Source organism: Streptomyces sp. CB02400, from assembly GCF_001905725.1.
GTDB classification, from domain to species: domain Bacteria; phylum Actinomycetota; class Actinomycetes; order Streptomycetales; family Streptomycetaceae; genus Streptomyces; species Streptomyces atrovirens.
The window spans coordinates 140,184-165,601 of the sequence record NZ_LIWB01000016.1 but is presented as its reverse complement, the minus strand read 5'-3'; the positions used below and the strand labels follow the sequence as shown (position 1 = coordinate 165,601).

Annotated in this window: 2 protein-coding genes and 1 pseudogene; all 3 read left to right on the top strand. The window is 72.1% G+C overall.

Annotated elements, in window-relative coordinates:
- Positions 1 to 27 precede the first annotated feature (27 nt).
- On the top strand, positions 28 to 1,272 hold the full coding sequence (gene ccrA, locus AMK33_RS30890) for a crotonyl-CoA carboxylase/reductase (protein ID WP_073936294.1): 1,245 nt from the start codon (positions 28 to 30) through the stop codon (positions 1,270 to 1,272).
- Between the two features lie 184 nt (positions 1,273 to 1,456).
- Positions 1,457 to 22,168, top strand: a pseudogene (locus AMK33_RS43325) (SDR family NAD(P)-dependent oxidoreductase); the annotation flags it as partial.
- A gap of 354 nt (positions 22,169 to 22,522) precedes the next feature.
- Positions 22,523 to 25,339: a tetratricopeptide repeat protein gene (locus AMK33_RS30880; protein WP_073936292.1), complete on the top strand. Its 2,817-nt coding sequence runs from the start codon at positions 22,523 to 22,525 to the stop codon at positions 25,337 to 25,339.
- Positions 25,340 to 25,418: the final 79 nt, after the last annotated feature.

Here is a 25,418-nt window from a genome sequence, read left to right as displayed (position 1 = left end):
ACCGACCACTCGACACCGGAGACGACATTGGACTCCTCGACGACCAGCACTCTGTACGAGGTGGGCGACCTGCCCCCGCTCGGGACCGTCCCGCGTTCCATGTACGCGTCGGTCATCCGCCCGGAACGGTACGGGGATCCGGCGACGGCCTTCCGGACGGAAGTCGTCGACACGCCCGAGGTTCCCCCCGGGTTCGTTCTCGTCGCGGTCATGGCCGCCGGCATCAACTACAACAACGTCTGGGCCGCCAAGGGACATCCCGTCGACGTCGTGGCCGCGCGCCGGAGACAGGGCAGCCCGGAGCCCTTCCACGTCGGCGGTTCGGATGCCTCCGGAATCGTCTGGAAGGTGGGAGAGGGCGTACGGCAGGTCAAGGTGGGCGACGAGGTCATCGTCTCGGCCGGCCTGTGGGACGAGGACGATCCCGATGTGCGGCTCGGCGTCGATCCCATGCTGGCGACATCGCTCAAAGCGTGGGGCTACGAATCGAACTGGGGGTCGTTCGCCCAGTTCGCCCTGGTGGCCGACTTCCAGTGTCTGCCCAGGCCCGCCCGGCTGAGCTGGGCGGAATCCGCGGCCTTCCTGCTGACCGGCGCGACGGCGTACCGACAGCTCAACGGCTGGGCACCCAACACGGTGCAGCCCGGGGACGGGGTCCTCATCTGGGGTGGCTCCGGCGGCCTGGGGTCCATGGCCATATCCCTGACCCGGCAGATGGGCGGCAGGCCCATCGCCGTCGTGTCCTCGCCGGAGAAGGCCAAGTACTGCCTCGACGCGGGCGCCACCGGCGTCATCGACCGGACCAAGTACAGCCACTGGGGCCGCGTGCCCGAGATCGGCACCGAAGAGCACAAGCGGTGGACCGCCGAACTCCGCGCCTTCGGGCGCGAGATCTGGGACATCCTCGGCGAAAAGGTCTCACCGAAGATCGTTTTCGAGCATCCGGGCAGCGACACCATCCCCACGTCGGTCTACGTGTGCGGCACGGGCGGAATGATCGTGATCTGCGGGGCGACATCCGGCTTCAACGTCGATGTCGACCTCAGGTACCTGTGGATGCGGCAGAAGCGGCTCCAGGGGTCCCACTTCGCCAATCCGCGCGAATGCCACGCCGTGGCCCGCCTCGTGGACATGGGTCTGCTGGACCCGCACCTGGGACACACCTACGCGTTCGAGGAGATCGGCCGGGCCCATCAGGACCTGCTGGAGGGTGTGCAGGCGCCGGGCAACTCGGCCGTACTGGTCGGTGCGAGCAGCGGAACCAGAGCCTGAGAGCACGCCCGGGAACGCGGCACGGTCCCGCGAGCGCCACCGAGGCCCCGAACCCCAGAAGTCTTCCCCCCCCGCGCCCTTCCTGGAAGGAATCCCGATGGCTGATCAGAATCGGTTGGAACTCGCCCTCCCCGTGATCCGGGAACTCAAGCGGCGGGCGACCGATCTGGAGGCCCAGCTCACCGAACCGGTCGCGATCGTGTCGATGGCGTGCCGGCTGCCGGGCGGGGTGGGCACGCCGGAGGAGTTCTGGGAGCTGTTGTCCTCGGGTGGGGACGCGATCGGGGGGTTCCCGTCGCGCTGGGACGGCTGGGACGTGTACGACCCGGACCCGGAGGCCGTCGGCAAGAGCTATGCGCGTGAGGGTGGGTTCCTGCGGGACGTCGAGGATTTCGACGCCGGGTTCTTCGGGATCCCGCCGCGCGAGGCACGAGGCATGGACCCACAGCAGCGACTGATCCTCGAAACCTCCTGGGAGGCCCTGGAGCGCGCCGGAATCCGCTCCGAAGCCCTGGAGAACAGCGACACCGGTGTCTACCTGGGCACGATGAGCGGCGACTACGGCAGCCTGGGGCACGGTCTCGGGGACCAGGACGGATACGTCAACACCGGCAGGGCGAGCAGTGTGCTGTCGGGTCGGGTGTCGTATGCGTTGGGGTTGCGGGGTCCGGCGGTGACGGTGGACACGGCGTGTTCGTCGTCGTTGGTGGCGTTGCATCTGGCGGTGTCGGCGTTGCGGCAGGGTGAGTGTGATGTGGCGTTGGCCGGTGGTGTGACGGTGATGTCGACGCCGTCGGTGTTCGTGGAGTTCTCCCGGTTGCGGGGGATGGCTGCGGACGGGCGGTGCAAGAGTTTCTCGGCCGATGCTGATGGTGCGGGTTGGTCCGAGGGTTGTGGTGTGCTGGTGCTGAAGCGGTTGTCGGCTGCGCGGGCGGCCGGGGACCGGGTGCTGGCGGTGATCCGTGGGTCGGCGGTCAACCAGGACGGCCGGTCGCAGGGTTTGACCGCTCCGAACGGGCCCGCGCAGCAGCGGGTGATCGAGGAAGCACTGTCGCGCGCGAGGCTGTCGCCGTCGGACGTGGACGCGGTCGAGGCGCACGGTACGGGCACACCGCTCGGTGACCCGGTCGAGGCGGGCGCGTTGGCGGCGGTCTTCGGGCCGGGGCGTTCGGCGGAGCGGCCGGTGTGGCTGGGGTCGGCGAAGTCCAACATCGGGCACGCCCAGGCCGCCGCCGGTGTGATCGGCGTGATCAAGATGGTGCTCGCGCTCCAGCACGAGACGCTGCCCCTGAGCCTGCACGCCGAGCGGCCCAGCGAGCACGTCGAGTGGGAGGGCAGCGGGCTGCGGTTGTTGGACGAGGCGCGTGCGTGGCCGCGGGAGGAGTCCCGGCCGCGGCGTGCGGGTGTGTCGTCGTTCGGCCTGTCCGGGACGAACGCCCACCTCGTTCTCGAGGAGTCCCCTGCCGGAGAGGCCGCCGTGACCGTCGCTGACGAGGTGGTGGCGGGGGGTGTGTTCCCGGTGGTGGTGTCGGGCCGGGACGCGGGTGTGGTGCGGGCACAGGCCCGGCGCTGGGCCCGGTGGTGGCGCGACCACCCCGAAGTGCCCCTGGAGCGAGTGGCGTCGACGGCGCTGTGGCACCGCAGTTGGTTCGACTCCCGTGGCGCGGTCCTCGCCACGACTCGCGAAGAGGCCATCGAACGGTTGGAAGCACTCGCCGAAGGCACCGATGCCCTCGGAGTGATAGCCCCCGCCGAAACGCCGGGCGGCATCGCCCTCCAGGACGCCGGCTCCGGTGGTGTGTGGGTGTTTCCGGGTCAGGGGTCGCAGTGGGAGGGCATGGGCCGGGCGCTGTTCGAGCAGTCGCCGGTGTTCGCCGAGGCCGTTCGTGCGTGTGAGGCGGCTCTGCTGCCCTGGACGGGCTGGTCGGTCGTCGAGGTCCTGACCGGACGGCGTGCTCTGTCGGGTGTGGAGGAGGTGCAGCCGGCGCTGTTCGCGATGAGTCTGGGCCTGGCGGCGTGGTGGGAGTCCATGGGTGTCACCCCGCAGGCGGTGATCGGGCACTCGCAGGGTGAGGTGGCCGCCGCGGTGGTCGCGGGGATCCTGACCGTGGAGCAGGGCGCGAGGATCGTCGCCGCCCGGTCGCGGGCTGTGGCCGCCTGCCGCGGGCGGGGAGGCATGGCCGTGGTCGAACGCGGCCTGGAGTGGGTCACCGAACGCCTCGCCGGCACCGGACTGTCCGTGGCCGCGGTCAACACCCCCGCATCGACCGTGATCTCCGGAGACAGCGACGCCCTGGACAGCTTCCTGGCGGACGTACAGGCCGAAGGGGTGTTCGCCCGCCGGGTGCAGGTCGACTACGCCTCCCACAGCGCGCACATGGACCCGCTCCTGCCCGCCCTGGCCGAGGAACTCGCAGACCTCCAGCCCCAGGCCGGACGAATCCCGATGTACTCCACCGTGTACGGCCGTGTCGTCCAGGGCGGTGAAGTGGGCGCGGACTACTGGTGCGCCAATCTGCGCCGGCCGGTGCGCTTCGATCTGGCCGGCCAGGCCGCCACCGCCGACGGTCACCACACGTGGACCGAGATCAGCCCTCACCCGGTCATGGCCATGGTCCTCGACGAGATCACCCGGCAGCACGGCGGAACCACCGTCGCCACCGCCCACCGCGACCAGGCCGACACCACCGACGTGCTGTCGTCGTGGACGCGTGCGGGGCTGGCGTACGCAGACCAGTGGCCGTGGGAGCGCGCGGTGCCGCGAACCCCGGTGGAAGCCGCCCTGCCCACCTACGCCTTCGACCGTGAGCGGTACTGGCTCCCCACCCCCGGCACCATCCCGGCCGACCCCTCGGCGTGGGGGGCGGACGGGCTCGACCACCCCTGGCTCACCCTCTCCACCCCTCGGGCCGACGACGACGGCCTCATCCTCAGCGGCAGCATCGACGCCACCCGACCCGGGCAGCGCTGGCTGACCGAGCACAAGGTGTTCGACACCGTCCTCCTGCCCGGCACGGCGATCCTGGACATGGTCCTCACCGCCGCGGAGCGGGTGGGCGCCAACGGGATCGACACCCTCACCCTCACCACCCCCCTCGTCCTGCCCGACAGCGGGGCGCTGCGCGTCCAGGTCGCGGTCACCGGCATCGACGGCAACGGGCGGCGCCAGGTCACCGTCCACACCCACCCCGGCCCCGAGACGCACCCCGACACCCCCTGGACCACCCACGCCACCGCCCACCTCACCCACCACACCCCCGCCCACGCCCCCGATCCCGTCGACTGGACGGCGATCGAGCAGGCGGAGCGCGTGCCCCTGGACGGCTTCTACGACCGCTTCCGCGAACGCGGAATCGACTACGGACCCGCCTTCCAGGGCCTGGTGGAGCTTTCCCGCAGCGACGACACCGCCTTCGCCGTGATCCGTCTGCCCGAGGCCGAAGCCGAAAGTGCGCAGGCAGGCGACTTCGCGGTGCATCCGGCGCTGCTGGACGCGGCGCTGCACGCGGTCGCCGTGCTGGACGACGACACGGCAGGGGTGTCGCTCCCCTTCGAGTGGACCGGGGTCGAGCTGTACGCCACCGGGGCGACCGAACTCCGCGTCCGGATCCAGCGGGATCCCGCGTCGTCCCGGGCCCGGCTGTGGATGGCGGACGCCCACGGCGACCCCGTGGCCTACGTGGACGCGCTCGTCCTGCGTCCGGCGACCGAACAGCGGCTGCGGCGGCGCACGGGCAGCCACCTCCACCGGCTCGACTTCCAGCCGCCCCGCACGATGCGCGAGACACCGGCCGAGACCTGGGTCCTCGGCGGCTCCGGAGAGCTCGCGCACGTGATCGGCGGGCGGCCCGTCGTCGATGTGGACGAGCTGCGCGCCCGGCTCGACGCGGGCGACCGGCCCCCGGCCCGCCTCGTCCTCGACAGCACCACGCCGGCCCCGGGCGGTCTGGCGGACGCGGTGCGCGTGGCCACCGCCACCGCACTGCACGTGATGCAGGATCTGCTGGCCGAGTCCAGGCTGGAGGGGACCGAACTGGTCTGGGTGACCCGGGAGGCCGTACCGGCCGAACCGGGGGAGGGCGTCGACGGCCTGGTGCACGCCCCGCTGTGGGGCCTGGTCCGCGCCGCGCGCGCCGAGTACCCGCAGCGGTCGCTGCGACTGGTGGACACCGGTCCCGCGGCCGAGGACGCCGCCGCTCTCGCCAGGGCCGTGTCCGTCACGGACGAGCCCGAGATCGCGGTACGGGGAGGGGAGATCCGGGTCGCGCGGCTGGTCGCGGTCGAACCGGAGCAGGAGGACGTCCCCGAGGGAACCCCGGCCTCGGAGGGAACGGCACTGATCACCGGAGGAACAGGTGAGCTGGGCAGGGAGCTCGCCCGGCATCTGGTGCGCACCCGTGGTGTCCGGCGTCTCGTGCTGACCTCGCGTCAGGGCGAGGGGGCACCCGGGGCCGCCGACCTCGCCGCCGAACTCGCGGGGGCCGGGGCCGACAGCGTACGGATCGTGGCCTGTGACGTCGCCGACAGGGAAGCCCTGGCCGGTCTGATCGGTTCCATCGACGATCTGGACTCGGTGTGGCACCTGGCCGGTGTGCTGGACGACGGACTGCTGCCGGACCAGAACACGCAGCGGCTGGAACGCGTCCTCGCTCCGAAGCTGGACGCCGCGCTGCACCTGCACGAACTCACCCGAGAGCACGAGCTGTCCGAGTTCGTCATGTTCTCCTCGCTCGCCGGAGTGCTCGGAAGCGCCGGTCAGAGCACGTACGCCGCGGGCAACGCGTTCCTCGACGCCTTCGCCGCTTGGCGTGTGCACGCGGGCCTGCCCGCCAGGAGTCTGTCCTGGGGACTGTGGGAGCAGGGCGGCACGGGACTGACCGCGCATCTCGGCCGGGCCGAGCTGACCCGGATCCGGCGCATGGGCGTCGAGCCGTTGTCCGTGGACGAGGGGCTGCGGACCCTGGACGCGGCGCTGGCGACGGATGCGCGGGAACACCTGGTTCCCGTACGACTGGGGCCGGCCTCGGCGCACCGTGACCAGGACGAGGTGCCGGCGCTGCTGCGCGGCCTGGTCAGGACGCGCCTGCGGCGGGCGAACACGGGCGAGACCCCGTCGGGCCTGCGCGGCAGGCTCGCGGTGCTCTCCCCCGACCAGCGGCGGGAGTCGTTGACGCTGCTGGTGCGTTCGGCGGCGGCGAGCGTGCTCGGCCTTCCCGGCGAGGGCGCGGTGTCGGCACAGCAGGTGCTCAGGGACCTCGGCCTGGATTCGCTGATGGCCGTGGAACTGCGGCGCCGCGTCTCGCGGGAGACCGAGGTTCCCCTGCCCGCGACGCTGGCGTTCGACCACCCGACCCCGGCCGCCATGGCGGAGTACCTCCTGGAACGGATGGACCTGTCCCCGGCCGTGCTGCCCGCCAAGGCTGTCGCCCGGGCCGCGGACGGGGACGACGATCCGGTCGCGATCGTGTCGATGGCGTGCCGGCTGCCGGGCGGGGTGGGCACGCCGGAGGAGTTCTGGGAGCTGTTGTCCTCGGGCGGGGACGCGATCGGGGGGTTCCCGTCGCGCTGGGACGGCTGGGACGTGTACGACCCGGACCCGGAGGCCGTCGGCAAGAGCTATGCGCGTGAGGGTGGGTTCCTGCGGGACGTCGAGGATTTCGACGCCGGGTTCTTCGGGATCCCGCCGCGCGAGGCACGAGGCATGGACCCGCAGCAGCGACTCGTGCTGGAAGCCTCGTGGGAGGCCCTGGAGCGCGCCGGAATCCGCCCGGAAACCATGGAGGGCAGCAACACAGGTGTGTACCTCGGTGCGATGGGGTCGGACTACGACCGCTTCCGCAACCAGGACCTGAACGCGCTCGACGCGTACGGCTCGATGGGAAGCGCCGGCAGTGTGCTGTCGGGTCGGGTGTCGTATGCGTTGGGGTTGCGGGGTCCGGCGGTGACGGTGGACACGGCGTGTTCGTCGTCGTTGGTGGCGTTGCATCTGGCGGTGTCGGCGTTGCGGCAGGGTGAGTGTGATGTCGCGTTGGCCGGTGGTGTGACGGTGATGTCGACGCCGTCGGTGTTCGTGGAGTTCTCCCGGTTGCGGGGGATGGCTGCGGACGGGCGGTGCAAGAGTTTCTCGGCCGATGCTGATGGTGCGGGTTGGTCCGAGGGTTGTGGTGTGCTGGTGCTGAAGCGGTTGTCGGCTGCGCGGGCGGCCGGGGACCGGGTGCTGGCGGTGATCCGTGGGTCGGCGGTCAACCAGGACGGCCGGTCGCAGGGTTTGACCGCTCCGAACGGGCCCGCGCAGCAGCGGGTGATCGAGGAAGCACTGTCGCGCGCGAGGCTGTCGCCGTCGGACGTGGACGCGGTCGAGGCGCACGGTACGGGCACACCGCTCGGTGACCCGGTCGAGGCGGGCGCGTTGGCGGCGGTCTTCGGGCCGGGGCGTTCGGCGGAGCGGCCGGTGTGGCTGGGGTCGGCGAAGTCCAACATCGGGCACGCCCAGGCCGCCGCCGGTGTGATCGGCGTGATCAAGATGGTGCTGGCACTGGCCCACGAGCAACTGCCCGCCACCTTGCACGTGGAGGAGCCGAGTCGGCACATCGAGTGGGAGGAAAGCGGGCTCGCGCTGCTGGGTCAGGCGCGTGCGTGGCCGCGGGAGGGGTCCCGGCCGCGGCGTGCGGGTGTGTCGTCGTTCGGCCTGTCCGGGACGAACGCCCACCTCGTTCTCGAGGAGTCCCCTGCCGGAGAGGCCGTCACCGAGCAGACGGTGGCGGAGGGTGTGTTCCCGGTGGTGGTGTCGGGCCGGGACGCGGGTGTGGTGCGGGCACAGGCCCGGCGCTGGGCCAAGTGGTGGCGCAACCACCCGGAGGTCTCACTGGACCGGGTGGCCTCCACGGCCTTGTGGCACCGCAGTTGGTTCGACTCCCGCGGCGCGGTCCTCGCCACGACTCGCGAAGAGGCCATCGACCGGCTGGAAGCACTCGCGGAGGGCACGGACACAGCCGGCGTCATCACCCCCGTGGAGACGCTCGGTGCGGAGGTCCTCGCCGAGGGGCCCGGTGGTGTGTGGGTGTTTCCGGGTCAGGGGTCGCAGTGGGAGGGCATGGGCCGGGCGCTGTTCGAGCAGTCGCCGGTGTTCGCCGAGGCCGTTCGTGCGTGTGAGGCGGCTCTGCTGCCCTGGACGGGCTGGTCGGTCGTCGAGGTCCTGACCGGACGGCGTGCTCTGTCGGGTGTGGAGGAGGTGCAGCCGGCGCTGTTCGCGATGAGTCTGGGCCTGGCCGCGTGGTGGGAGTCCATGGGCGTCACCCCGCAGGCCGTGATCGGGCACTCGCAGGGTGAGGTGGCCGCCGCCGTGGTCGCGGGGATCCTGACCGTGGAGCAGGGCGCGAGGATCGTCGCCGCCCGGTCGCGGGCTGTGGCCGCCTGCCGCGGGCGGGGAGGCATGGCCGTGGTCGAACGCGGCCTGGAGTGGGTCACCGAACGCCTCACCGGCACCGGACTGTCCGTGGCCGCGGTCAACACCCCCACCTCGACCGTGATCTCCGGAGACAGCGACGCCCTCGACGCCTTCCTCACCCGACTGCGGGCGGAGAACGTGTTCGCCCGCCGGGTGCAGGTCGACTACGCCTCCCACAGCGCGCACATGGACCCGCTCCTGCCCGCCCTGGCCGAGGAACTCGCAGGCCTCCAGCCCCGGGCCGGACGAATCCCGATGTACTCCACCGTGTACGGCCGTGTCGTCCAGGGCGGTGAAGTGGGCGCGGACTACTGGTGCGCCAATCTGCGCCGGCCGGTGCGCTTCGATCTGGCCGGCCAGGCCGCCACCGCCGACGGTCACCACACGTGGACCGAGATCAGCCCTCACCCGGTCATGGCCATGGTCCTCGACGAGATCACCCGGCAGCACGGCGGAACCACCGTCGCCACCGCCCACCGCGACCAGGCCGACACCACCGACGTGCTGTCCGCATGGGTCCGCGCGGGACTTGCCCGGGGGAACGGGTGGCCGTGGGAGCGCGCGGTGCCGCGAACCCCGGTGGAAGCCGCCCTGCCCACCTACGCCTTCGACCGTGAGCGGTACTGGCTCCCCACCCCCGGCACCCCGGCCGACCCCTCGGCGTGGGGGGCGGACGGGCTCGACCACCCCTGGCTCACCCTCTCCACCCCTCGGGCCGACGACGACGGCCTCATCCTCACCGGCAGCATCGACGCCACCCGACCCGGGCAGCGCTGGCTGAGCGAGCACAAGGTGTTCGACACCGTCCTCCTGCCCGGCACGGCGATCCTGGACATGGTCCTCACCGCCGCGGAGCGGGTGGGCGCCACCGCCGTGGACACCCTCACCCTCACCACCCCCCTCGTCCTCCCCGACACCGGAGCGCTGCGCGTCCAGGTCGCGGTCACCGGCACCGACGGCAACGGGCGGCGCCAGGTCACCGTCCACACCCACCCCGGCCCCGAGACGCACCCCGACACCCCCTGGACCACCCACGCCACCGCCCAACTCACCCACCACACCCCCGCCCACGCCCCCGACCCCGTCGACTGGACGGCGATCGAGCAGGCGGAGCGCGTGCCCCTGAACGGCTTCTACGACCGCTTCCGCGAACGCGGAATCGACTACGGACCCGCCTTCCAGGGCCTGGAGGACCTGTGGCGACAGGACAACGAGCTCCACGCCGTCCTCCGCCTTCCCGAGAGCCTGCGCACCGACGGCTTCGGGATCCACCCCGCCCTCCTGGACGCGGCGTTCCACACGATCCTCGCCGCCGAGGAAGCCGGGCAGCGCGCCGAGCGGGTCCTCCTGCCGTTCGAGTGGAGCGACGCCCGCCTGTACGCGACCGGGGCCTCGGTCGTACGGGTGCGCGTACGCCTCGACGAGAAGCACGAGCAGGCCGAGCTGTGCGTGACGGAGGAGAACGGGAACCCGGTGGCCGCGGCGAGCCTCCGCCTCCGGGAGGCCACCGCGGGAAGCCTGCGGGCGACGCGGCAGCCGGACCTGTACCGGCTGGAGTGGCAGGAGTGCCCGGCCCCCGCTGCCGCACCGACGGACACCGCGATCACCGCCGGCCCCCTGGCCGCCGCACTCGAACTGCCCACACCGGACACCGGGACCGGACCGGCTCCCTCTCGCATCGTGGTGGACGCCACGCAACCCTCCGGCACCCCGGAGGAGTTCACCGCGGCGGCACTGGTCCGTGCGCGTGATCTACTGGCCGATCCACGGGCGGCCGGCACCGAACTGGTCTGGGTGACCCGCCGGGCGGTCTCCGTGGACGAGGACGAGACCGTCGACCTGGCCTCGGCGCCCTTGTGGGGGCTGCTGCGCGCGGCACGCGCCGAGGGACATCCGGTGCGGCTGGTGGACGTGGACGGGGACGCCGATCCGGACGCGGTGCGGGCCGCACTCACCGTCGCCGAGCCGGAGCTGGTGGTCCGCGGCGAAGACATCCGGGCTCCCCGGCTCGTCCGGCTCACCCCGGGCGACACCGCCCCGGCGGAGGGCGGCGCGGTGTCCGCCGCGGACCCCGGTGCCACCGGACACGCATCGGGCACGGTGCTGATCACCGGCGGTACCGGTGCGCTCGGACGGCAGGTCGCACGGCACCTGGTGGGCGCATGGGGCGTGCGCAAGCTCGTCCTGGCCTCCCGTCGAGGTGACGCGGCGGACGGATCCGCCGAGCTGATCGCCGGGCTGACCGCCGCCGGGGCCGACAGCGTGCGCGTGGTGGCCTGCGACGTCACCAGCCGCGACCAGGTGGCCGCACTCGTGGAGTCCGTCCCGGATCTCAGCGGCGTGTGGCATCTGGCCGGCGTACTCGACGACGGGCTGCTCACGGACCAGACCCCGGACCGTCTGGAACGGGTCTGGGCGCCGAAGGCACGCGCGGCGTGGTGGCTGCACGAGCTGACCGCGGACCGTCCACTGACCTCGTTCGTGGTGTTCTCGTCCGCCGCGGGAGTTCTCGGAAGCGCCGGACAGAGCGTCTACGCCGCGGCGAACGCGTTCGCGGACGCGGTCGTGCTCGAGCGGCACCGGCGGGGACTTCCGGCACTGAGCCTGTCCTGGGGGCTGTGGGAGCAGGACGGCACGGGACTGACCGCGCACCTCGGCCGTGCGGAACTGGCGAGGATGCGCAGGCAGGGCGTGACCGCGCTGACCGGCGCGCAGGCGCTGGACGCTCTGGACGCCGCGCTGACCAGCCGGCGAGCACATCTCGTGCCCCTTCGCATCGACCTGTCGGGGGCCGAGGACGACCGCTCGCCGCTGCTGCGGGGCCGGACCCGGATGCGGAGACTCGCGGACACCCGGACGGACGGCGCCGGCACCGGCTGGTCCGCCCTGCCGGAACAGCGGCGCCTGCCCGCCCTGACCGATCTCGTGCGGCGCGAAGCGGCCGAGGCGCTGGGCTCCTCCGGCGAGGTCCACCCCGACACGCGGTTCACCGAACTCGGACTGGACTCCCTGATGGCAGTGGAACTGCGCCGCAGGCTGTCCGCCGAGACCGGACTGTCCCTGCCCGCGACGGCCGTCTTCGACCACCCGACACCCGCCGGCCTGGCCCGGTACCTCGACGGTCGCCTGGGAGACCGGGGGGACGACACGGGCCGGGCGCGCGTGCGACGCGTGCGGCGACGCGATGTCCACCCGGCGACCGAGGGGCAGCGCAGGCTGTGGTTCCTGGAGCAGATGCGTCCCGGCACGGCCGAGTACAACGTGACGATGCCGGTCCGGGTCGCCGAACCGCTGGACCGCGCGGCGTTCGCCTCCGCCGTCGAGTTCGTGGTGCGGCGACACGAGGCACTGCGCACCGGCCTGGAGAGCCGCGACGGTGAGCTGGTCCAGGTGGTGCACGAGGAGTTCGGCACCCCGCTGCGCTTCGAGGAGGCGGCAGGTCCCGAGGAACTGGCCGCCCGGATCCGGGACGAGGCCGAGACGCCCTTCGACCTGTCCGGCCCCGTGCTGCTGCGCTGCCTGGTGCTGACCGGCGCGGACGAACAGGTCGTCTGCTTCACCCTGCACCACGCGATCATCGACGCCTCGTCGCTGGTCATGGTCCTGCACGAGCTGTTCGCCGCGTACGACGCGTTCCGCGCGGGCCTCGTTCCCGACAGCGGCAGCGAGCCGCCCGTGCACCTCGGCGACTACGCCGGCTGGGAGCGGGACGCGATCGCCCGGGGAGCCTTCGAGGCGGGACTCGGCTTCTTCCGGAGCGAACTGGCCGGGGCCCCGCGACTGGAACTGCCCCGCGGCACCCCGGACTCCGGCGCGGGCAAGATCGGATTCGCCCTGCCGGACGCCCTCCGCGGCGAGCTGGAGACACTCGCCTCCGACGCGGGAGTCACCCTGTACACGGTGCTGGCCGGCGCCTTCGCGGCGCTGCTCTCCCGGTACAGCGACCAGCGGGACTTCAGCATCGGCACGGTGTGGTCCGGGCGCACCCTGTCCGGGACGGCGGAGATCGTCGGCTTCCTCGCCAACACCCTGCCGTTGCGCTGTGACCTCTCCGCCGATCCGACCGTGCCCGAGCTGCTGGCGGCGATGAGGTCCCGCGTGCTCGGCGTGATGGAACACCAGAACGTGCCCCTGTCCGAGGTGGTCAGGGCCGTCGGCGCCGAACGCAACGGCGAGGAGAACCCGCTGTTCCGGGCGGTGTTCAACTACGGCCTGGGGGCGGAGCCGGACGACGGCGCATGGCAGCCGTTCGCCGGGAGCTTCACCGGTAACGTCGCCGGAACCGCCAAGTTCGAGCTGACCATGAGCCTCGCGCCCGCCGCGGAGGGCCTGCGCGGGGAGCTGGAGTTCCGGTCCCACGTACTGGATCATGAATCCGCACAGCGCATGGTCGCGAACTTCGAGACCCTGCTGCACTCCTTCCTCCGGGACGGCGCCCTGCCCGTCAGCCGCCTGTCCCTGCTCCACCCCCGGGAAGAGGGCTGGTTCCGGCAGCACGGCGACAGCCCGACGCCGGATACGGCCGCGCTGCCCCCCGCGCGACCCGAGCTCTGCGAACCGGCCGCCGGTGCCGACCAGGTGTGGCAGACGGTGCTCTCGGCCTGGTCACAGGTGCTGGAGCTGGAGCCGGACGAGGTGGACCCGGACATCGGGTTCTTCGACCTGGGCGGGACGTCGTTGACGGCGGTGCGGGTCCACGAGCTGATCCGCACCGGCCTGGACCGCGAGTTCCCGCTCTCGACGCTGTTCCGTCACTCCACGGTGCGCCAGCTGACCACGTTCCTGCGCGGCGGCGCCACGCCGGCGGCGGGCGCGGCACCGGCACCGGCACCGGAGGGTGCCGACGAGGAAGCGGTGGCGATCGTGGGCGTGGCCCTGCGCCTGCCGGGCGCGAGTGACGCGGAGGAGTTCTGGGCGAACCTGCGGGGCGGTGTGGAGTCGATCCGCCGCTTCACCGACCAGGAGATGCTGGACGCCGGAGTGCCCGCGCACGCGGTGGAGGATCCCGCCTTCGTCCAGGCCAAGGGCTACGTGGGGGACGCCGACCTCTTCGACGCCGAGTTCTTCGGCTACTCCCGGGCCGAGGCGGAGAACATGGATCCGCAGCACCGGCTCTTCCTGGAGACGGCCTGGCAGGGCCTGGAGAACGCCGGCATCGTGCACGACGCCCACCCCGGCCGCATCGGAGTCTTCGCCGGCGCCGGATTCGGCGGCTACAACACCGGAACCGTCCGCGGCGACGAGATCAGCGAACTCCACGAGTTCTACCGCAACCTCCTCGGGAACAAATCCGACTTCGTGTCCACCAGGGTGGCGCACAAGCTGAATCTGCGGGGTCCCGCGCTGACCGTGCAGACGGCGTGCTCCACGGGACTGGTCCTCGCGCATCTGGCCCGGCAGAGCCTGCTGCGCGGGGAGTCCGACGTGGCGATCGTCGGCGCCTCCGCCCTCACCTTCCCCCTGGAGTACGGCTACCCGCACCAGGAAGGCTTCGTCTTCTCCCCGGACGGCTCCTGTCGCGCGTTCGACGCCGACCGCCAGGGCACCGTGGTGGGCAACGGCGTGGTCGCGGTGGTGATGCGGCGGCTGTCGGACGCGGTCGAGGCCGGGGACCGTATCTACGCGGTCGTCCGCGGCAGCGCCATCAACAACGACGGGTCCGACAAGGTCGGTTTCACCGCCCCCAGTGTCAGCGGTCAGGCGACGGTCATCACCGACGCCCTCGCCGACGCGGGGCTGTCGTCCGCGGACATCGGTTACGTCGAAGCGCACGGCACCGCCACCGCCATGGGCGACCTCATCGAGATCCAGGCCCTGCAGGAGGTGTTCTCCTCCGACCGCGAGGAGCCGTGCGCGGTGGGTTCGGTGAAGTCCAACATCGGTCACGTCGACGTGGCGGCGGGCCTGGCGGGACTGGTCAAGGCGGCCCTCTGCGTCTACCACGGCGAACTGGTCCCCACCGTCAACTTCGACCACGTCGACCCGGAACTGGGGCTGGATCCGGCGGTCCTGCGCATCAGCGACGACACCCGGGCCTGGCGGGGCATCCGGCGCGCCGGGGTCTCCTCGTTCGGTATCGGAGGCACCAACGCCCACGTGGTGATCGAACAGCCGCCGCAGCCGGCCGTGCGGCCCGACCCGGTACCGGCCGCGGCGCCGGTGGTGCTCTCCGGGCGGACCCCGCAGGCCCTCAGGGACCAGGCCCGCCAGTGGGCCCACTGGCTCACCGAACACCCCGACACCACCCTCACCGACCTGGCCTGGACCACCACCCGGCACCGCCGGCACTTCGAGCACCGGGCCGCCGTCCTCGCCCACGACCTGGACGAGATGGTGCGCGGACTGACCGCGCTCGGGGACGGGCAGGCCGACGACGCGGTGTGCACCGGGGTCGCCGGGGAACACGGCAAGGTCGCCTTCGTCTTCGCGGGCCACGGTTCCCAGTGGCCGGGCATGGCCCGGCGCCTGCTCACCGAAAGCCCCGCCTTCGCCGACACGGTCGCCCGCTGCGACGAGGCACTGCGCCCCTGGACCGGCTGGTCCGTCCAGGAGCTGCTGGAGAACCCCGACACGAGCGGGCTGAGCCTGGACGACGTCGAGGTGACCCAGCCCGCGCTGTTCACGGTCGCACTCGGCCTGGCGCAGGTGTGGCGGTCCGTCGGTCTGGAACCGGAGGCCGTCGTCGGACACAGCCAGGGCGAGGTGCCCGCCGCCGTGGTCGCCGGAGCGCTGACCCTGGAGGAGGGCGCCAGGATCGTCGCCGTCCGCAGCCAGGCGTTCGGGCGCATCGAGAGCGGCTCGGGCGGCATGGCCCTGCTGGGACTGCCGCTGACCGAGGTGGAGGAACTGCTCGCCGACCACGACGGAGCCCTGTCGGTGGCCGCGGTGAACACCCCGGGTTCGGTGGCGGTGGCCGGCGCGGCGGACGCGGTGGACGACCTGCTCGCGAAGCTGGCGGACCGTGACGTGTTCTCCCGCCGCATCAAGGCGGACCGGGCCGGGCACTGCAGCCTGGTCGACCCCATGCTGCCCGAGGTGGAAGCGGCCCTGGACGGACTGCGCCCTCGCCCGACGACGGTGCCGATGTACTCCACGGTCACCGGTGCGCCGATCGGCGGAGACACCCTGGACGCCCGGTACTGGTGCCGCAACCTGCGCGAGCCGGTGCGCATGGACCTGGCGCTCGACGCGCTGCGCGCCGACGGCTTCGGCGTGTTCACCGAGGTCAGCCCGCATCCGCTGCTGGCCGTCCCGCTGACCGCCTTCACCGCCGACGGCGGCGGAGTGGTCCTGGGCAGTCTGCGCCGCGACCACGGCGGCCTCGCGCAGATCGTGCGCGGCCTCGGCGAACTGCACGTCCACGGTCACCCGGTGGACTGGACACGGGTCATCGACGGGCCCCGCCGCCTGGTGGACGTGCCCGGCTACGCCTTCCAGCGGCAGAGCTACTGGATCGACGGGGGAGCCCGTCCCCGGCAGGAACGACAGGCACCACCCCCCGCGGACCTGGCGACCAGGCTGGCGGCACTGCCCGAACCGGCCCGTGCCCGCACCGTGCTGGAGGCCGTGCAGGACGCGGTCCGGGGCGTTCTCGGACTCGGCGAACCCCTGCCCGTGGACGAGCGGTTCCAAGGCCGCGGCATGGATTCGATGATGGCCCTGCAACTGCGCAACCGGCTCAGCGAGGTGACCGGCGCCCCGCTGCCGTCCACGCTCGCCTTCGAACACCCCACGCCCCGAGCGATCGTCGACCACCTGCTGACCGACGTCTTCCGCGAGCTGCCGCCCCCCGGCCCGTCGACGGAAGACGCCGAGCGGCGCGAGGTCCACCCGGCGACCGAAGGCCAGCGCCGGCTGTGGTTCCTGGAGCGGATGCGTCCGGGCTCCGCGCAGTACAACGCCGTGCTCCGGTTCGAGGTGGACAGCCCCCTGTGCCCGGAGACGTTCCGCTCGGCCCTGCGCGTGGTGATGGAACGTCACGAGGCCCTGCGCACCGGCCTGGAGAGCCGCGACGGCGAACTGGTCCAGGTGGTGCACCCGGACTTCACCGTGCCGCTACGGCACGAGCGGGCGACCGGCGCCGACGAGCTCGACCGGATGCTGCACGCGGAGGAACGGGTCCCGTTCGAGCTGGACGCCGAGACCCTGTTCCGCTGTCTGCTGGTGGACTCCGGCCGGACGTGGACCATGTGCTTCACCATGCACCACGCCATCACCGACGGCTGGTCGATGTCGCTGCTGCTGAAGGAGCTGCACGAGGCGTACCAGGCCCTCGCCGGACAGTCCACCCCCCGGCTCGCAGAGGTCCGCTACCACCTCGGTGACTACGCGCGGTGGGAGAAGCAGTCCCTGGAGGAGGGCGCCTTCGAACGCTCGCTCGCCTACTTCGCGTCCGAACTGGACGGAGCCCAGCGCCTGGAACTTCCCGAGCGGGCCGCGGCGGAGGACGAGCAGGGCGACGCCGTGCGCTTCACCGTGCCCGCGGAGCTCCGGGCCGCTCTGGACGAGCTGGCCGCACGCCACTCCGTCACCAAGTACACCGTGTACGTCAGCGCCTTCGCGGTGCTGCTCGCCCGGTACACCGACCAGTACGACTTCAGCCTCGGCACGATCTGGTCGGCGAGGGAGCTGCCGCAGGTCGCGAAGACCTTCGGGTTCCTCGCGAACACCCTGCCGCTGCGCTGCGACCTGACCCGGGCGGTGTCCTTCGAGGACGTCATCGCCGCCACGCACGCCCGGGTGCGGGGAGTGTTCGAGAACCAGAGCGTCCCGCTGTCCGAGGTCGTGCGCATCGCCGGCGGTGACCGGACCGGTGAGGAGAACCCGCTGTTCCGGGCGGTGTTCAACTACAGCGGAACGGCCTTCCCCACGGTCGGAACGGGTGAGGCGGCCTGGCGGCTTCCCACGACGGGCAGCGTGTCCGGCAACGTGCGAGGCGCGTCGAAGTTCGAGCTGGGTCTCACGCTGAGCGTCGACGGCGATGTGCTGCGCGGGGAGCTGGAGTTCCAGGCCCATGTGCTGGACCAGGACTCGGCCCGCCGCATGACCGCCGACTTCGAGACCCTGCTGGCATCGCTCGCCGCCGAGCCCGCCCGCCCCGTACGGGAGGCCGGTCCGCTCCGCGGCGTGGAACGCCGCCTGCTCGCCGGGCACGGCGGCCACGTCGCGGCCCGGCCCGCCGGGGAGACCGCGTACGAGCCGATACCGGCCCAGGCCGCACGGGCCCGGAAGCTCGCCGCACCGCCCGCACCACGACCCGAGCTCTGCGAACCGGCCGCCGGTGCCGACCAGGTGTGGCAGACGGTGCTCTCGGCCTGGTCACAGGTGCTGGAGCTGGAGCCGGACGAGGTGGACCCGGACATCGGGTTCTTCGACCTGGGCGGGACGTCGTTGACGGCGGTGCGGGTCCACGAGCTGGTCTGTGCCGGCCTGGACCGCGAGTTCCCGCTCTCGACGCTGTTCCGTCACTCCACGGTGCGCCAGCTGACCACGTTCCTGCGCGGCGGCGCCACGCCGGCGGCGGGCGCGGCACCGGCACCGGCACCGGCACCGGAGGGTGCCGACGAGGAAGCGGTGGCGATCGTGGGCGTGGCCCTGCGCCTGCCGGGCGCGAGTGACGCGGAGGAGTTCTGGGCGAACCTGCGGGGCGGTGTGGAGTCGATCCGCCGCTTCACCGACCGGGAACTGCTGGACGCCGGAGTGCCCGCACACGTACTGGAGGAACCCGGGTTCGTCCCCGCCAAGGGCTACATCGAGGACGCCGACCGCTTCGACGCCGAGTTCTTCCGCTGCTCGCCCTCCGAGGCGCAGAACATGGATCCGCAGCACCGGCTCTTCCTGGAGACGGCCTGGCAGGGCCTGGAGAACGCCGGCATCGTGCCCGGCACCCACCCCGGCCGCATCGGAGTCTTCGGCGGAGTCGGCTTCGGCGGCTACGACCAGGGCGATCCCGAGGGCACCACGGAGGCCTTCCGCGCGGCCATCGGCAACATGAACGACTTCCTCACGACCCGCCTGGCGCACAAGCTGAATCTGCGGGGTCCCGCGCTGACCGTGCAGACGGCGTGCTCCACGGGACTGGTCCTCGCGCATCTGGCCCGGCAGAGCCTGCTGCGCGGGGAGTCCGACGTGGCGATCGTCGGCGCCTCCGCCCTCACCTTCCCCCTGGAACAGGGCTACCAGCACGAGGAAGGCTTCGTGGCCTCCCCGGACGGACACTGCCGGCCCTTCGACGCCGACGCCGCGGGCACGGTCCTCGCCAACGGCGTGGTCGCGGTGGTGATGCGGCGGCTGTCGGACGCGGTCGAGGCCGGGGACCGCATCTACGCGGTCGTCCGCGGCAGCGCCATCAACAACGACGGGTCCGACAAGGTCGGTTTCACCGCCCCCAGCGTGAACGGTCAGGCGACGGTCATCACCGACGCCCTCGCCGACGCGGGGCTGTCGTCCGCGGACATCGGTTACGTCGAAGCGCACGGCACCGCCACCGCCATGGGCGACCCCATCGAGATCCAGGCCCTGCAGGAGGTGTTCACCCCCGACCGCGACGAGCCGTGCGCGGTCGGATCGGTGAAGTCCAACATCGGTCACGTCGACGTGGCCGCGGGCCTGGCGGGACTGGTCAAGGCGGCCCTCTGCGTCTACCACGGCGAACTGGTCCCCACCGTCAACTTCCAGCGCGTCAACCCCGAACTCGGCCTGGACCCGGCGGCCCTGCGCATCAGCGACGACACCCGGACCTGGCGGGGCACCCGGCGCGCCGGGGTCTCCTCGTTCGGCATCGGAGGCACCAACGCCCACCTGGTGATCGAACAGCCGCCGCAGCCGGCCGTGCGGCCCGCCCCGGTACCGGCCGCGGCGCCGGTGGTGCTCTCCGGGCGGACCCCGCAGGCCCTCAGGGACCAGGCCCGCCAGTGGGCCCACTGGCTCACCGAACACCCCGACACCACCCTCACCGACCTGGCCTGGACCACCACCCGGCACCGCCGGCACTTCGCCGAACGCGCCTCGGTGGCCGGACCCGACCTGCCCACGGTCGTCGAAGGACTGACCGCCCTCGCCCAGGACCGGCCGGACGCGTCGGTCACCCTCGCCACCGCCCGGCCGGGCAAGGTCGTGTTCGTCTTCCCCGGCCAGGGTTCCCAGTGGCCGGGCATGGCCCGGCGCCTGCTCACCGAAAGCCCCGCCTTCGCCGACACGGTCGCCCGCTGCGACGAGGCACTGCGTCCCTGGACCGGCTGGTCCGTACTCGGACTGCTCCAGGACGAGGACCGCATCGCGTGGGACCGCCTGGACATCGCCCAGCCGGTGCTGTTCACCATGTATCTCGCCCTGGCGGCGGCCATGCGGGACCTGGGCCTGGAAGCACAGGCCGTCGTAGGACACAGCCAGGGCGAGATCCCCGCGGCCGTGGTCGCGGGCTCCCTGACCCTGGAGGAGGGCGCCCGGATCGTCGCCGAACGCAGCAGGACCCTCGCCGCGCTGTCCTCGGACGGGGAGATGGCGACCGTGCAACTCCCGGTCTCCGAGGTCGAGGCGGCGCTGGCCCCCCACGGGAACGCCGTCTCGGTCGCCGTGGTGAACACCCCCGGATCCGCGGTCGTCTCGGGAGACCGCGCGGTCGTGGAGAAGCTGCTGCACGCGTGGGACGACCAGGACGTGATGTGCGGCAAGCTGAACGCCGCCTGCGCGTCCCACAGTTCACACATGGACGCGCTGCTGCCCGGCCTCCGGGACCGGCTCGCCCCGCTGAACCCCCGCCCGTCCCGGATCCCCCTGTACTCCACGGTGCTCGGCCGGCGGGCCGCGGGTGAGGAACTGGACGCCGACTACTGGTGCCGCAACCTGCGCGAACCCGTACGGCTCGACCTCGCCCAGCAAGAACTGCTCGCCGACGGATACACCGTCTTCGTCGAGGTCAGCCCGCACCCCGTGCTGGCCATGCCACTGGCCGACGGCGGCGCGGAGCAGGACGCGGTGGTCCTGGCGGCCATGGAACGGGACCAGGGCGGCCTGGACCGGCTCCAGCGCACCCTGGGCGCCCTGCACGCGCACGGTGTCGAGATCGACTGGCCGGCGGCCGTCCCCCACGGTCGCATGGTCGACCTGCCCGGCTACGCCTTCCAGCGGCAGCGCCACTGGAAGGCACCCGCTCGCCGCAGGACGACCGACCAGCGCTTCTGGGACGCCGTCGGCGCGGACGAGGCGGACTCGCTCGCCGAGCTGCTCGGCGCGTCCGGACAGCACCGGGACAGCGTCGCGGACCTGCTGCCGCTGCTCCGGCGCTGGCACGAGAGCCGCGACGGCCACGCCGGGAGCGCCGGCCGGCCGCACGGGGACGAGACGACCGGCACACCCCAGGACAGCGGTCTCGCAGAGCGGCTGGCGGGCATGGACCGGGACACACAGCTCGCCACGGTGCTGGAACTGGTCCGCGCGGAGGCCGCCGCCACCCTCGGAACAACCGGGGTCCCCGCCGGACAACCCCTGCAGCAACTCGGGATGGACTCGCTGATGGCCGTCGGCCTGCGCGCCAGGATCGCCAGGCGAAGCGGACTGCGGCTCGGCACGGACGTGCTGTTCCGGCAGGGCGGTTGCGCGGGCATCGCGCAACACGTGGTCGACGAACTCACCGGACGGCAGCCCGCCGCCGAGGCCGCGCCCGACCCGCTGATACGGGTACTCAAGCCGGCGCGGCACCCCAAGGCCCGGATCCTGTGCATGTCGGGCATGGGCGGCACGACCACCGGACACGTCCCGCTCATCCCGTACCTCCCCGAGGACGTCGAACTGCTCGGCGTCCGGGTCCCCGGCCGTGAGGGACGCAGCGGGGAGGCCCCGGTGAGCGATGTGAACGTCCTCGTCGACCGGGTCGTGGCGGACCTGTCCGACCGCCTCGACGTGCCGGTCGTCCTGTACGGGCACAGCCAGGGCGCGTACACGGCCTGGGAGATCGCCCACCGGCTCGGCAGCAGGGTCGGGGGGCCGGACCTGTCCCTCGTCGTCGCCTGTGCGCCGTCGCCGTTCAGCGAGACGCCGGAGGCGCTCAAGCGGTTCCAGAAGGTGTCGACGCTGTGGGACACGGCGGCGCCGGCGACCCTGGTCGAGCTGTTCCGCGGGGTGCTTCCCGACGACATCCTCGACAACGAGGAGGTGTTCGGCACCTACGTGGAGAACCTGCGGGCCGACGTCGGCATGTGGAACCGGCACCAGCTCGCGCTGCGAGGCGACCGCCGCGGGCCCCTGGACATCCCGGTCACGGCGGTGTCGGGCACGGCCGACCCGGTGCTGCCCGAGGGCACGACGGCCGGCTGGTCCACGCTGACCAGCGGCGAGTTCGTGATCCGGTCCATCGAGGGCTCGCACTCGGCGCCCCTCGAGAACCCGAAGGCCATGGCCCTGGAACTGACCGCCGCGGCCATGTCCCACGCGGTCACCTCCCACGCGTGAGCGCAGTGGCGTCCGTCGCCGACCGACGACGGACGCCACTGCGGCCTTCCGATACCGGATCAGCGCTGGAACAGCCAGGTGACGAAGGCCGCGGTGCCGCCGGAGACGGCCGCGAGGCCGACCTGGCCCAGGAGGGTGCAGAAAGCCTTGCGGGTCCGCGAAGTGGCCATGACGTGCTCCTCGGAAGGGTGCCGGCCGCGGGGTGCGGCCGGGCGATGACGCCATGGCGCGGCTTTCAGGGCCTTTTCAGCGAAGTCACCGCCTCCCGCACGCTGCCTGACTAGCCTGGCCGGGCACCGTTTTCCGGATTCTTCAGCGGGTGCGGAGTCTGAACGGCCGAAAGGGCGCCGCCTGATGGAGCAGCAGTCGGACCGGCTACGAGCCGAGCTGCGGGCGTTGTACGAGGCGGCGGGCCGACCGACCCTGAGCCAGTTGGCGAAGCAGGGCGCGAAGCAGGTGCCGCCGATGCCCGTCTCCGTCGGCACAGTGCACAGTTGGCTGAACGGCCCGGCCGTCCCGGGACCGGACAAGACCGCCTGCTTCCTGGCTCTGGTGGCCTACCTGCACAGCGAGGCCGCGGCCCACGACAGCCGCTACCGGCCACGGTCGCAGGCGTGGTGGGGACAACTCCTCAAGCGCGCCCGGCAGGAACGGGACGCCCGGCGGGGCGGACGCCCCCGTACGACCGGCCCCCCGGGGCCACCGGCCACCGGCCCCGTGACGCTGCCCGCCGCCCCCGCTGCCTTCGCGGGCCGCACAGCCGAAGTGGAGGAGGTCCTGCTGTGGCTGGAGCCCCGGGCCGACGAGTCCCGGGAGCCCGTGACCGTCGCCGTGTCGGCCGTGGCCGGGATGGGCGGTGTGGGCAAGACGGCACTGGCCCTGCACGCCGCACACCAGGCGAGCGCCCGAGGCTGGTTCCCGGGCGGCACGCTCTTCGCCGACCTGCACGGCTACAGCTCTCAGCCACCGACGGAGCCGGAGCAGGTGGTCGGCCGACTGCTGCACGCGATGGGAGTACGCGGCAGGGATCTTCCCGATGGACTGGACGGCAAGCTGGACGTCTGGCGATACACGCTCAACACGCTGGCCCGGGCCGGCACACCGCTCCTGCTGGTGCTGGACAACGTCAGAAGCCCCGAACAGATCACCGCCCTGCTGCCCCAGGCCCCGCACAGGGCGGTGATCACCTCCCGTCACTCGCTCTCGGTGCTTCCGGTTCACCGACTGCGCCTGAACCCGCTCACCGAGGAAGAAGCCCTCGCACTGATCCACGCGGCACTGAGCGTGGACGACAGGGGTGCCGAGCGCGTGCACACACAGCGGGACGCGGCCGCGGAACTCGCCGGGCTGTGCGGCCACCTGCCCCTGGCACTGCGCATCGTCTCGGCGTTGCTCCGCGAGGCACCGGAGCGCGCCCTCTCCGAACACGTCGCGGACCTCCGGGCTGCGAGCAGCCTGCTCGACGTCATCGCCTACGAAGGATGCGACGAGGCCGGCCGTCCTTATGCCCTGCGGGCGTCGTTCGCCCTGTCGTACGACCACCTTCCACAGCCTCAGTCACGGCTGTTCCGCCTGCTGGCGGAGGTCCCGGGCGATCGCGTCTCCACCCGGGCGGTCGCTGCCCTGCTCGACGGGAGCACCGCTGACGCCCGACGCCTGCTGCACTCCCTCGAACGCTCCCACCTGCTGATCAAAGAGCCGGCGGACACCGAAGGCCCTCTGCCCACCGAGGACACCGAGTACTGGACCATGCACGACCTCATTCGGCTCTTCGCACGCGAGTACGGCGAGGAGGCGGCGACCGCGGACCGACGCGACGAGGCACTCGACCGGCTGCGGGACCACTACGCCGATGATGTGCTGGCAGCAGCCGGCCACCTGTCTCCCAAGGTCGCCACGCAGGCGGCGCCGGCCCGGTTCACCAGCAAGGAACAAGCCGTCAGCTGGCTGGAGACCGAACGAACCACGCTCCTGATCGCGACCACCACAGCACCGAAGAAGCACCGCCTTTTCAGGACCGCAGGCCTGCTCGCGGTCATCTACAACGAAATGCGCTACTTCGAAGACGCGGTGACCCTCGGCGAACAAACGATTGAGATATGCCGGGAAGCCGGGAACCAGGACACGGAAGCGGCGGCGTGGAACACCCTGGGAGAGGCTCTGCAGTCCCTCCACCGCTTCGACCGGGCGATAGAAGCTCATACAAGGGAACTGGCGATCAGACGGGAGACGAACGACCCGGCGGAAGAATGCTCGGCACTCACCGCCCTCGGCACGTCCTATGCCGGCCGACGGCGCTTCGACCAGGCCGCCCAAGCCCACAGGGCGGCCCTCGAACTGGCCCGGAGCACCGGGGACGTGAGACGGCGGGCAGTGGCACTGAACGGCTTGGGCCTCATGCTGCGCGAGATACGTCAGTTCGACGAAGCGATCTCCTGTCACTCGCAGGCGGTGGAGATCTACCGGGAACTCGGCAACATCAGGGGTGAAGCCGAATCCCTGAACAACCTCGGTCTGAACTTCCAGGACGTAGGACGCTTCACCGAAGCCGTCGAAGCCCATACCCGCGACGTGGCGCTCTGCCGCGAACTGGAGGACACGCACAGCTACGCGAACGCGCTGAGCAATCTCGGCCTCTCCCTCCACGCCGTCGGACGTTATCCGGAAGCGCTGGAGAAGCACGAACAGGCCGTGGAGATGCTTCGTGATCAGCGTGACCCACGAGGCGAAGGCGGAGCACTCGTCAACCTGGGCCGCACGCTGGAGAGACTGCGCCGCTTCGAGGAGGCCCTGGCGGCGCACCACGAAGCGGCACAGCTGCTCGCGGACGCCGGTGACCTCGTGTGGGAAGGGCGCGCACTCCAGAACGCCGGGGTCGTCCTCATGCACCTGGCCCGGCTCGACGACGCCATGGACCACCAACTCCGGGCCATCGAAGTCTTCGACCTCGCCGCCGACCGGCACGGCGCCGCGGCCTCCCACTACAACATCGGCACCTTCTTCCGGGCCAAGGGCGACTACGAGAAGGCCGCGGACTCATTCGCTCGTGCCACGGCCCTGTTCCGGGAGACCGGTGATGCGGTGCACGAGGCACGTGCGCTGCTGTCCCTCGGCATCGTCGAGGCGGTCCTGCGGCTGATCCGGCTCCGACGCAGGTGCCGCTGGCGGTGACACCCTCCGGCAGGCTGTCGGGACCGTCTCGCACAACCGGGTCGTTCATGAGAATGACCGTCCGTGGCGGCCGTCACGC